Consider the following 11125-nt stretch of genomic DNA (forward strand, 5'->3'; position numbering starts at 1 on the left):
ATCCTCGCCGAGATAGTGGCTCTGGCCGAAGGCCGCGAGTTGAGCCCTGGCTGCGGCGAAAGCATCGGCGCTGCCGCTGTAGAGCAGGAAGGCGTGCGGCGAGCCGATCATCGGCGGCGTCGCCATGATGCCGCCGTCGAGATAGTGCGCGCCGTATTGCCCAAGGCGGGTAGTAATCGCCCGGACCTCGTCCGGACGACCATTGGTGAGGTTGACGATCGTCTTGCCGGCGAGGTCAGGACCGACGTCGTGAAGGATGGCTTCGACGGCGGCGTAGTCGGTGAGGCACAGGACGATCAGGTCGCTCGCTGCGATGGCCTCGGTGACCGTTTCGGCGTGGCTTGCGCCACGAGCAACCAGCGCATCGGCACGCGCCGATGTGCGGTTCCAGACCGTTGTTGCGTTGCCGGCGTCGATGAGGGCGTTGGCAAGTGCCGTGCCCATCGCGCCCAGGCCGATGACCGAGATTGTATTGGACATGAGGCTTCTCCGTTTCCGTTCGTTTCAGGCTGTCGGCGACAATTGCTGGCCGAGGCCGCCATCGACCGTCAGCCTTGCGCCGGTAGTGAAGGTCGCGTCGAAGGCGAGGAACAGTACGGCGCGGGCGACTTCGTCGGCGGTTCCGTTGCGGCCCATCGGCGTGATCGCGTCGCCCAGCGCCTTGAACTCGGCCCGCTCCGCGTCGGTAATGTCGGCCACGCCCTTGGTCGGTGTGTCGATGAAGCCGGGGCTGACCGAATTCACACGGATGCCGCGCGGCAACAGTTCGGCGGCAAAGACGGAAGCAAACGAAATGAGAGCCGCCTTGCTGCCGCTATAGACCGCCATGCCCGCATGGCCGCCGACATCGGCAACGGACGAGGTGAAGACGATCGAGCCGCCGTCGCGGATCAGCGGCGCCAACCGTTGAACGGTGAAGAAGGCACCCTTGGTGTTGATGGTGAACTGGCGATCGTAGGAGGCCTCCGTCACCTGGTCGAACGGTTCGAGCAGCGACGTGCCGGCATTGACATGCAAGAGGTCGATCGAACCCAGCTTCTGCCCGACCGTCGCCCCGAGCACGGCGATCTCGCCAAGATCAGAGATATCGGATTTTACCGCATGGACACGTGACCCGAAGCGCTCCTGGATCTTGGCAAGGTTTGCCTCGTTGTTACCGGTCAAAAGCACCTCGGCGCCGCCGTCGACGAGCCGCTCGACCGTCGCCAGGCCCATGCCATGCGTGCCGCCGATGACGACAGCCTTCTTGCCTTGATAGTTGCCCATGTTCTTTTCCTTCGATGTTCGGTTTCGATGGAGAAGAGATAAATTCATGGACGATATTGCGGAAGCCCGGCAGATGTGGATCTATCGTCCACGTTTGTAGACATTGGATCCTGCAATGCGCAATCTCAACGACTTCATCGTCTTTGCCCATGTGGTCGATCACAAAGGGTTCGCGCCGGCGGCACGCGCGCTCAATGTGCCGAAATCGACGCTGAGCAAGCGCGTGGCCGAGCTGGAAAAGACGCTCGGCGTCAGGCTGATCAACCGCACGTCGCGCCGCTTCACCGTGACCGAGATCGGCGAGGATTTTTATCGGCATGCCGCGGCGATGCTGATCGAGGCGGAGGCGGCGGAAGCCATCGTCAAGGGGCGGCTCGCCGAGCCGAGCGGCACGGTCAGGATCACCGCCTCGGTGCCGACGGCGCAGATGATGCTGGCGGGGCTCCTGCCGCCGCTGGCGCTCGCATACCCGAAGATGCGGGTGATGCTGCACGCGACCGACCGTTTCGTCGATGTCGTCCAGGAGGGCTTCGACATTGCCGTGCGCGATCACTTCGCGCCATTACCGGATTCCGGGATGGTACAGCGGCGGGTGGCAACGGATGCGATTCTGCTGGTGGCAGCGCCGGCCTATCTCGAAAGGCGCGGGGACCCGCGCGACCCCAGCGACCTTTCTCGTCACGACGGGCTCCTGGCGTCCCTGACCTCAGAGGGATGGACGATGCGCAACGAAGCGGGCGTGGTCGTCAGGGTTCGGCCCGAGCCGCGTTTCCTCGCGGACGAATCCCATGTGCTGCTCTCCGCCGCCGTCTCCGGCCTCGGCATCACCGCGCTGCCTCGAAAAATCTGCCGGGCGGAAATCGAGGCAGGCAGCCTCGTGCGCGTTCTGCCAGACTGGGAGGCGGGCAGCGTGACCACGACGCTGTTGATGCCGCATCGGCGCGGTCAGCTGCCGTCGGTGCGCGCGGTGGTCGATTTCATCGCCGCGCATCTGCCGGCAGGGTGAGGCTTGGGGGCAGTGAAAGCACATGCTCGAAAAGAAAAGCCCACCCCGACCGGGCCCTGAGACTGCCGACAAAATCAACGCCAGTCGTTGGGAAGGCTCGGCGCTAGCCAAAATCCCCCTTCATTCCTGTGCCTGTCACAGGAATGAAGGAAGCCCATGTCCTTGGGCTGAAAGGTCTTTTGACCTGACGGACGTCAGGTCGCTGGATTCCGGCACAAGGCCGGAATGAGGGGGGACTGAACGAGCCTCACGTTAAGCGGGCATTCCAACAGTTGGCCATTATGCAGAAGGCCCGCTTGGAGCGGGCCTTCAATACCTGTCTCGGTCGCGCTCTCAGCGCTCGGCGAGCGCCGGCTCGCCCTTCTTCTCGCGCACGAGGTTCATGAACCGGCGGAAGAGGTAGTGGCTGTCCTGCGGGCCCGGCGAGGCCTCCGGATGATGCTGCACCGAGAACACCGGCTTGCCGGAGACGCGCAGGCCGCAATTGGTGCCGTCGAACAGCGAAATGTGCGTCTCTTCAACGCCTTCCGGCAGCGACTTCGAATCGACCGCGAAGCCGTGGTTCATCGAGACGATTTCGACCTTGCCGGTGGTGTGGTCCTTGACCGGATGATTGGCGCCATGGTGGCCCTGGTGCATCTTCTCGGTCTTGCCGCCGAGCGCCAGCGCCAGCATCTGGTGGCCGAGGCAGATGCCGAACACCGGGATGTCGCTCTTCAGCAGGTCCTGGATGACCGGCACGGCGTATTCGCCGGTTGCCGCCGGGTCGCCCGGGCCGTTCGAGAGGAAAATGCCGTCCGGCTTCTGGGCAAGCACTTCTTCGGCGCTGGTCGTTGCCGGCATCACGGTGACGCGGGCATTGAGGCCGGTGAAGAGGCGCAGGATGTTGCGCTTGACGCCGTAGTCCAGCGCGACGACGTGATAGTCGGCCTCGGCATCGCCGAGCGTCGAATAGCCTTCGTCCCAGACCCAGGGCTTCTCGGTCCACTGCGACGACTGGCCGGAGGTAGCAACCTTGGCGAGGTCGAGGCCCTCAAGCCCGCTCCAGGCCTTGGCTTCCTTCTTCAGCGTTTCGATGTCGAAGACGCTGGAAGGGTCGTGGGCGATGACGGCGTTGGGCATGCCGTTTTCGCGGATCCAGGCGGTCAACGCGCGAGTGTCGATGCCGCAAAGGCCGATGATGCCGCGCGCCTTCAGCCAGGCGTCGAGGTGCTTGACGGCACGGTAGTTCGACGGCTCGGTGATGTCGGCCTTGAAGATGACGCCGACCGCGCCGTGGCGAGCTGCCGGCGTCAGGTCTTCGATGTCCTCGTCATTGGCGCCGATATTGCCGATATGCGGGAAGGTGAAGGTAACGATCTGGCTGAGATAGGAAGGGTCCGTCAGGATTTCCTGGTAGCCGGTCAGTGCCGTGTTGAAGCAGACTTCCGCCTGCACCTTGCCGGTTGCGCCGATGCCCTTGCCTTCGATTACGGTGCCGTCGGCAAGAACGAGCAAAGCGGTGGGTTTTTCAGTGGTCCATGCGGGTGTCGCGGTCATCGTTCCTATCCCGTTGTGGCGTGGAGCGCGGGGCTTGAAAGCCCGGCGGCTGATCGCCATTTCATGTGCTCAGGCATGGACGCGCGGAATCCCCGCGAAAAGTGCTCACATGCCGATGTCGTGCAGGTGCGGGAAAATAGCCAAAGCGCAAAGCCCGGTCAACCAGCCGCTGTGAATTGTCCGGAAATAAAATTCCTTTTAATTCAAGCGGTTGTGTAATCCGTTTGATTGCACCTGCCACACTGGTTTAAGACGACGACAACATTGACGCATCGAACCGGTTCCGGGCAAGAGCAGCGCGGGCCGGCTTCGACATGGAGAAAGACATGCGCGACCAGTTCGCTGAGGTACTGAAAGAAGCCCTGAAGGCCAAGGACACACGGCGCACCTCGACCGTGCGGCTGATCCAGGCTGCGATCAAGGATCGTGATATCGCCAACCGTGGCCTGGGCAAGGATCCGGTCGGCGACGACGAGATCCTGCAGATCCTCGCCAAGATGATCAAGCAGCGCGAGGAATCGGCCCGCATGTACGATCAGGGCGGCCGGCCGGAGCTTGCAGAGCAGGAGCGGCAGGAAATCGTCATCATCAACCAGTTCCTGCCGGCCCAGCTGTCGGAAGACAAGGTCAGGGAGCTCTGTGCTTCGGTGATCCAGGAAACCGGTGCGCACGGTCTTCGCGACATGGGCAAGTGCATGAACGCGCTCAAGGAGCGTTATCCCGGCCAGATGGACTTCGCCAAGGCTTCCGGCCTGGTCAAGGACCTGCTGAAGTAACCGACAGCGCCCGCTCATCTGCGGCGGGCGCCGTTGCTGCACCGAAGGCGCCGGCGAGCCTTTCATGGGCCTGATCGATCAGCGCGAACTTCTCCGCCTGATAGTCCCAATATTCCCGGATGAAGCCTTGCGACAGCCAGAGGCTTCCGCGGCCCGACGGGCCATCCCATCCCACGTTTCCAAATTCCGTCGCCTTGCTGAGGATGCGCTTGAGATGTGTCAACGCTGCTGCGAGGAGAAGATCGAGGCGAGCCGCGGGTTTTCGGCATAAAGTGCGATCATGCCACCGTGTTGAAGAAGCCGGCGCTGGATGCAAGTGCTTCGACGGAGATGGCCATGATGAGGGCATCCGAGCTCGGGAGGCGAATTCATCCTATTGGGCCTGTTCGGAGTCAAGCCCGGCGCACGGCCTGCGTGTAGTCATAAATTCGCGTTAGGCGTGTGTCGATCGGGTGCCTGCAGCAAGCCGGGTTTGCTATTGCCCGTGTCATTGCCATTGTCTTGGCCTGTGAATTGCGGGCACGGCGGTTGAGCGCTGTGGCGTCCGGCGGTTTCGCCGCCTATATGGAGGATCGATCAGAGGTATCCATGCGCTTTTCACAATCCTTTCTTGACGAGATACGCGACCGCGTGCCGATTTCGGACGTGATCGCCAAACGCGTCAGCTGGGATCGGCGCAAGACCAATGTCTCGCGCGGCGACTACTGGGCCTGCTGCCCGTTCCACGGCGAGAAATCCCCGAGCTTCCACTGCGAGGACCGCAAGGGCCGCTACCATTGCTTCGGCTGCGGCGTTACCGGTGACCACTTCCGCTTCCTCACCGACCTCGAAGGCTTGAGCTTCCCCGAAGCGGTGCAGCAGATCGCCGACATGGCCGGCGTTGCGATGCCGCAGCCCGACCCGCAGGCCGAGCGGCGCGAGAAGGAACGCACCAGCCTGCTCGATGTGATGGAACTGGCGACCCAGTTCTTCGAGGATCAGTTGCAGACCGCCAATGGCGCCAAGGCACGCGCCTATCTGCGCGAGCGCGGGCTGACGGGCCGCACGATCGAGACTTTCCGCCTCGGCTTTGCGCCCGACAGCCGCAATGCGCTGAAGGAATTTCTGGCCGGCAAAGGCATCGGCAAGGAGCAGATCGAGGCCTGCGGCCTGGTGGTGCATGGCGCGGAAGTGCCGGTTTCCTACGACCGCTTCCGCGACCGCATCATGTTTCCGATCCTGTCGTCGCGCGAAAAGGTCATTGCCTTCGGCGGTCGCGCCATGTCGCCGGATGCGCCGGCGAAATATCTCAATTCGAATGAGACCGAGCTCTTCCACAAGGGCAACGTGCTCTACAATTTTGCCCGGGCGCGACGTGCGATGTCGGGGGCCAGCCGCCCCGGCGACGCCGGGCAAAACGAAAATGCTGCTTCCACGATCATCGCGGTCGAAGGCTATATGGACGTCATTGCGCTGCACCAGGCGGGCGTCGAGAATGCCGTTGCGCCGCTTGGAACCGCGCTCACCGAAAACCAGCTCGATCTGCTCTGGAAGATGACGTCGCAGCCGGTGCTCTGCTTCGACGGCGACGGCGCCGGCATCCGCGCCGCCAACCGCGGCGTCGATCTGGCGCTGCCGCATCTGAAGCCCGGCCGTTCGGTGCGGTTTGCCATGCTGCCCGATGGCAAGGACCCTGATGATCTCGTGCGGCAGGAGGGGCGGGCGCCCTTCGACCAGGTGCTTGCCAATGCAAGATCGCTGGCCGAGATGGTCTGGCAGCGCGAAATCCAGGGCGGCTCGTTCGACACGCCGGAAAAGCGCGCCGAACTTGAAGCGAGGCTGAAGCAGGTTACCGCCGTCATCGCCGACGAGAGCGTGCGGCGCCACTATGGCCAGGACATGCGCGACCGGCTGCATACGTTCCTGCAGGCCTCAAGCCCCGGTCGCGGTGGCGAGCGGCGGCAATTCGAACGTGGCGGTCGGCAAGGCGGCGGCCAGCGCGGCGGGCAGGGTGGGCGACAGCCCAACACGTCAGGCCCGACGGCGATCTCGGACCGGCTGGCGCGCTCGTCGCTGGTCAGCGGCCAGCAGGCGGTGCCATCGCTGCGCGAAAGCGTGCTGGCTCTCACCATCGTCAACCACCCGCAGCTGCTGTTCGACGAATACGACGAGATCTCGACCATCGAGTTCGACCACCGTGATCTGCAGCGCTGCTGGGCGGCCGTGCTCAATGCGGCTGCCGCCAATGGTCCGCGCCTGACGCGCGAAGGGCTGGTGGAACAGCTCGACGCCGAAGGTTTTGCTCAACTGATCGCGGCCATCGATCGGCAGATCCGCTATGCCCGCCTGTGGACGGCGACGGCCGTCGCCGCACCCGAGGATGCCCGCGAGGGGTACCTGCAGGCACTGGCGCTGCACCAGCGCTCCAAGGCGCTGCATTGGCAGCGGCGCGAGCTGGAGCGGGAACTGGCGCATGCGACAGAGGAGGGCGACCTCGAAGCGGTTCCGCAACTGCTGCGCACCCTGCAAGAAGTTCAGTTTGAAGTGACGCGGCTTGAAAACCAGGAAGCGATCATCGAAGGCTTCGGTGTGCTCTCCGGCCGCGTGAAGGGACCGGCAGCGCGCTGATCGCCGAAAAATCGCTCGCCCACGCCGAAATCCGGTCCGGTCTCAACAGTATGCCGACTATTCGCGCCAATGTTCGGCCACCCATGGGGCGGGGCGGATATAGTGGCGCAGGTAGCGGATTGGATTCTTTTCGCGCCGGTCGCCGGAAAACAGGCGCCGGATATGGCCAAGCGGTGTGTCTACGCGGCCGCGGTAGCCATATTGTCCGTCGATCGCATGCTGCGGCAGCAGGCTGCGAGGGAAAAGCACCACGCGTGCATCGGTCGGCAGGCGCGGCACGAAGAAGTAGTTCAGGGGGAGCGGCCAGTGGCAGTCCTGGCGGAAATGCAGCACCCAGCGCCTTGGGAAAAGCTTTACGCCGCCCGGCGCGTTGCGCGTCACGAAACGCTGCTCGAAGCGGTATTCATTTGCAACGCCCTGCGGATCGGCCAGGAACTTCTTCTGCAGCGGCACCAGCTTGCCGACCGGGAAGCGAAACAGCGAGGTCTGGCCGAGCCGTTCGAACGGCGTCGTCTGGTTGCGCGCCAGGATCACGTCATCGGGCTCTCCGACCTCGAAGAAGTCGTCGAGCGACCCGACGATGACGATATCGAGGTCCAGAAACAGCACCGGTCCGCTGAGGTTGCCCAGCTTGGCGCCCCACAGCCGAGATTTGTTCCAGATGCCCGGCGTCTTCTCGGGCATTTTTCCGATGTCCAGCGGCGGCAGATCCTCACAGAGAATTTCCGGACGCAGGCCTTCGCGGTTGTCGGTGAAACAGGTGAAGGTGAAGGGCGGGGTGATGTTGCGCGCCGCCATGGCATAGAGGCGGTTGATGAAGGGCGCGCCGTATTTGGTCCCCCAGTTGATGCAGATCAACTGCTTGACGCCGCCGCTTGCCGCCAGAATGCTAGACATCGTTACTTTCCAGTTTTTCAATCCACGAGATTGCCGGTGACCGGAAGGGTCGGATCGGCGGCGAGTTCAGCTAACAGGTCCGAAGCCGCCCGTCCAGCGGGCGCGATTTGCCTTGCTCTATTCCGTTGACCGGAAGGCTATGGCATTGCGGTCGCTTTGGGCGATGATGATCAGGTGATTCCCGCGAAGGAGATATGATGGAGATTGGGCAAAGGGCGCAACGCGCCAAAGGCGTCGCCGGCCATCTCTTCGACGGAGCCGCGCCAGCACCTCTGGATGTGCTGAAGCGCGTCTATGGCTACTCCGCCTTTCGCGGCCGGCAGCAGGAGGTGGTCGAGCATGTGGCCGCCGGCGGCGATGCCGTCGTTCTGTTCCCGACCGGCGCCGGAAAATCGCTCTGCTTCCAGATCCCGGCACTTTGCCGCGCCGGCCTCGGTGTCGTCGTTTCGCCGCTGATCGCGCTGATGCGCGATCAGGTCGAGGCGTTGAAGCAGCTCGGCGTCAACGCGGCTGCCCTCAATTCGTCACTAACGCGCGAGGAGGCGGTCGCGGTGCGCCGGCAGATTTCTGATGGCACACTTGACCTGCTTTACGTCACGCCCGAGCGCATCGTCACCGACGGTTTCGCCGATCTCATCGGCAATGCGCGCATCGCGCTTTTCGCCATCGACGAGGCCCATTGCGTCTCGCAGTGGGGCCATGATTTCCGACCGGAATATCGCACCCTCGGCCTGCTTGCCGAGCGCTATCCCGGCGTGCCGCGCATCGCGCTGACGGCGACGGCAGACCCGCATACCCGCGACGACATCATCGAACGGCTGTCGCTGCAGGACGCTGCGGTCTTCACCACCAGTTTCGACCGTCCGAACATCGCCTACGAAATCGTCGAGCGCGACCAGCCGCGCCAGCAGTTGCTGCGCTTTGTCTCCCGCTTCCGCGGATCGTCCGGCATCGTCTATTGCCTGTCGCGTGCCAAGGTCGACGATACGGCGGAATGGTTGAACGGGCAGGGCATTCGCGCGCTGCCCTATCACGCCGGCATGGACCGGACGCTGCGCGACACCCATCAGGACGCATTTCTAAAAGAGGAAAGCCTCTGCCTGGTCGCAACCGTCGCCTTCGGCATGGGCATCGACAAGCCGGATGTGCGCTATGTCGCCCATCTCGATCTGCCGGGCTCGGTCGAGGCCTATTATCAGGAAACCGGCCGCGCCGGTCGCGACGGCCAACCGTCCGAGGTCTGGATGGCCTATGGCATGGCCGACGTGCTGCAGCGCCGCCGGATGATCGACGAGGGCGGGGCGGCGGATGAAATCAAGCGCATCGAGCGCGGGAAGCTGAATGCACTGCTGGCGATCTGCGAGACGGCCGGTTGTCGCCGTCAGGCAATTCTCGCGCATTTCGGTGAGGCGCATCCCGGCCGCTGCGGCCATTGCGACACCTGTCTGAAGCCTGTGGAAACCTGGGACGGAACCGAGGCTGCGATCAAGGCGCTTGCCGCCGTTTACCGCACCGGAGAGCGTTTTGGCACCGGCCATGTCGTCGACGTGCTGATGGGGACCGTCAACGAAAAGACCGAGCGTTTCGGCCATGTCGACATCCCGGTCTTCGGTGCCGGCAAGGATCTGCCTGCTCGCACCTGGCAATCGGTGTTTCGGCAATTGCTGGCCGCCGGTCTCGTCAGCGTCGATCACACGGCCTTCGGCGCAATCAAACTCGAACCGGAGGCCCGTGCCGTGTTCAAGCGCGAGCGACAGGTGCTGTTTCGCAAGGACCGCTCGCAGACGGGCAAGGCGGCACGGCAGGCAAAATCGGGCAGTCAGCGCGAGCGCGCCGACCTCGCCGGCTCCGACCTCGAACTGTTCGAACTGCTGCGCGCCGAGCGCTTCACCATCGCCAAGGACCTGAACGTGCCGCCCTACGTCGTCTTTCCAGATGCGACGCTGATCGCGCTTGCCAAGGAGCGCCCGCGCGGCTTCGACGAACTGCTCGATATCCCCGGCATCGGCGAAAGCAAACGCGAGCGTTACGGCGAGGCGTTTCTGGCTGTCATCGACGGGTATCTGGACGGGTGAGCCTGCAAGTCCGGCAAAGGTGGTGCGGGTTCGCTTTCAGAAGAGTTAGTCTATCGCGCCGCCGACGCGGCGCTGCTGGATTCCTGTGACAAGCACAGGAATGAGGGGACGCGAGGTCGGAATCTCGTGATCGCCTGCAATTTTTACTTGTGCGTCCACCGCACCGCTATCAATCTCATATCCCATGAAGGGCTACGTTTACATCCTTGCGTCAAAGCGAAACGGCACGACTGTATGTCGGCGTCACGAAGGACCTTGCTGCCCGGCTTTACGAACATCAAAATGGCCTCACACCCGGCTTCACCTCAAGATATGATGTCAAGACGCTGGTCTGGTTTGAGGAATTCGACTTGTTGACGGTCGCTATTACGCGGGAGAAAACGATCAAGAAATGGCCACGAAAGTGGAAGCTGAATCTGATCGAACAGATGAACCCGGATTGGGAGGACATCTCGTCCTATCTTCATGCGCTCTGACCAATGACCCGCCACATCGCCTCAAGCGGGCGGAGGACATCGCCGTGACTGTCGGGGCGAGATCTTCAATGGGATGGCGGCGGCTACACTCGCTATCCTCATTCCTGTGCTTGTCACAGGAATCCAGCGCGCCGCGTCGGCGGCGCAATAGATTGTGTTTGAGGGGTATATCGCGCGCGCACTCAAGCGTCGCTGCCACCGAAGCAATCTGTCTTGCATGACTAAGAGCGCGACATAAAATTTCAGGCAAGCTGGCCTGTTGCGAAATGCCCTGTCGTTTTCTCTCGCTACCGCTGCCAGGCGCGGCTTGGTCGCTGGAATTTGCTGCAACGGGAAAGCTGTCGTGGTACTCGTCTGGCACGAAACGTCCTTTTCACAGTGAAAGCGGCCCGCCATGACCAGTGCTTTTCTTTCGCATCTCCGCTCGGAACTCGACGGGTTGAAATCGTCAGGTCTTTACAAGTCGGAGCGGGTGATCGTCTC

8 protein-coding genes and 2 pseudogenes are annotated in these 11125 nt (G+C 63.0%); 5 read left to right on the forward strand and 5 right to left on the reverse strand.

What is annotated here, in order from left to right; genetic code table 11:
* Positions 1–27 precede the first annotated feature (27 nt).
* Positions 28–483: pseudogene (locus ABIE33_RS25115) on the reverse strand (NAD(P)-dependent oxidoreductase); the annotation flags it as partial.
* A gap of 21 nt (positions 484–504) precedes the next feature.
* Positions 505–1266, reverse strand: coding sequence for an SDR family oxidoreductase (locus ABIE33_RS25120; RefSeq protein ID WP_429130524.1), 762 nt, complete (start codon positions 1264–1266; stop codon positions 505–507).
* Between the two features lie 115 nt (positions 1267–1381).
* On the opposite strand from ABIE33_RS25120, the gene ABIE33_RS25125 reads away from it, so the two are divergent.
* Complete coding sequence (locus tag ABIE33_RS25125; RefSeq protein WP_429130525.1) at positions 1382–2272, forward strand: LysR substrate-binding domain-containing protein; 891 nt, start codon at positions 1382–1384, stop codon at positions 2270–2272.
* Between the two features lie 333 nt (positions 2273–2605).
* Here the strand turns inward: ABIE33_RS25125 and carA are convergent, their stop codons facing one another.
* The gene (gene carA, locus ABIE33_RS25130; protein ID WP_429130526.1) at positions 2606–3811 is read right to left on the reverse strand and encodes a glutamine-hydrolyzing carbamoyl-phosphate synthase small subunit; all 1206 of its coding nucleotides are present in this window, start codon (positions 3809–3811) and stop codon (positions 2606–2608) included.
* A 326-nt stretch (positions 3812–4137) separates the two neighbouring features.
* On the opposite strand from carA, the gene ABIE33_RS25135 reads away from it, so the two are divergent.
* Complete coding sequence (locus ABIE33_RS25135; protein ID WP_429130527.1) at positions 4138–4587, forward strand: GatB/YqeY domain-containing protein; 450 nt, start codon at positions 4138–4140, stop codon at positions 4585–4587.
* Here ABIE33_RS25135 and ABIE33_RS25140 read toward each other — a convergent pair.
* Positions 4568–4810: a hypothetical protein gene (locus ABIE33_RS25140; RefSeq protein ID WP_429130528.1), complete on the reverse strand. Its 243-nt coding sequence runs from the start codon at positions 4808–4810 to the stop codon at positions 4568–4570. The two genes, ABIE33_RS25135 and ABIE33_RS25140, sit on opposite strands and share 20 nt — an antisense overlap.
* A 365-nt stretch (positions 4811–5175) precedes the next feature.
* On the opposite strand from ABIE33_RS25140, the gene dnaG reads away from it, so the two are divergent.
* Entirely contained in the window at positions 5176–7194 is a 2019-nt protein-coding gene (gene dnaG / locus ABIE33_RS25145; protein ID WP_429130529.1) for a DNA primase, read from the forward strand.
* 57 nt (positions 7195–7251) lie between these two features.
* Here dnaG and ABIE33_RS25150 read toward each other — a convergent pair whose 3' ends face one another.
* On the reverse strand, positions 7252–8091 hold the full coding sequence (locus ABIE33_RS25150; protein ID WP_429130530.1) for a glycosyl transferase: 840 nt from the start codon (positions 8089–8091) through the stop codon (positions 7252–7254).
* Positions 8092–8288: 197 nt separating this feature from the next.
* Here ABIE33_RS25150 and recQ point away from each other — a divergent pair, with 197 nt between their 5' ends.
* Positions 8289–10166: a DNA helicase RecQ gene (recQ, locus tag ABIE33_RS25155; protein ID WP_429130531.1), complete on the forward strand. Its 1878-nt coding sequence runs from the start codon at positions 8289–8291 to the stop codon at positions 10164–10166.
* 184 nt (positions 10167–10350) lie between these two features.
* Positions 10351–10642, forward strand: a pseudogene (locus ABIE33_RS25160) (GIY-YIG nuclease family protein).
* Positions 10643–11125 lie beyond the last annotated feature (483 nt).

Source organism: Ensifer sp. 4252, assembly GCF_050434565.1.
Lineage (GTDB): Bacteria > Pseudomonadota > Alphaproteobacteria > Rhizobiales > Rhizobiaceae > Ensifer.